The 548-nt window shown below is 65.1% G+C and carries 2 protein-coding genes; both read left to right on the top strand.

The window, feature by feature from the left end; all coding sequences use genetic code 11:
• Positions 1-233: S4 domain-containing protein (locus TW83_RS16585; RefSeq protein WP_045983890.1), on the top strand; the 233-nt coding region annotated here is incomplete at its 5' end.
• A gap of 31 nt (positions 234-264) precedes the next feature.
• Positions 265-548 (top strand): ferredoxin FdxA (gene fdxA, locus TW83_RS16580; protein ID WP_045983889.1); only part of this gene is annotated, 284 nt, incomplete at its 3' end.

The following is a 548-nucleotide window of genomic DNA, read 5'->3' as shown; positions in this document are numbered from 1 at the left end:
AGACGCGCGGCCTGGCCGCCGCCCGCATCGAGGCGGGCGGCATCCGGGTCAACGGCCAGCCCTGCCGCAAGCCGGGGCGCGCCGTGCGGCCCGGCGACGTGCTGACCGTATCCGCCTATCAGCAAGTGCGGGTGCTGACCGTGGTGGGCCTGTCGGACCGGCGCGGCCCGGCCCCCGAGGCGCAGCTGCTGTATCGCGAAGACTTGATTGATCCCCCGGGAATGTCTAGGTGACAGCCCGAACAGACCAGACGAAAGCGCCCCGATGACCTATGTCGTGACTGACAACTGCATCATGTGCAAATACACTGATTGCGTCGAAGTGTGCCCCGTGGACTGCTTCTACGAAGGCGAGAACACGTTGGTCATCCATCCCGACGAATGCATCGACTGTGGCGTCTGCGAACCGGAATGCCCCGCAGACGCAATCCGCCCGGATACCGAGCCGGCGATGGAAAGTTGGGTCGAGTTCAACCGCAAGTATTCCGAACTCTGGCCGGTGATCACCCGGAAGAAGGATCCCCTGCCGACCGCCGCCGAGATGGACGG

The organism is Paracoccus sp. S4493, assembly GCF_000967735.1.
In the GTDB taxonomy this organism is placed as follows: Bacteria; Pseudomonadota; Alphaproteobacteria; order Rhodobacterales; family Rhodobacteraceae; genus Paracoccus; species Paracoccus marcusii.
The sequence above is the reverse complement of the archived record's forward strand: the minus strand, read 5'-3'. Positions and strand labels throughout refer to the sequence as shown.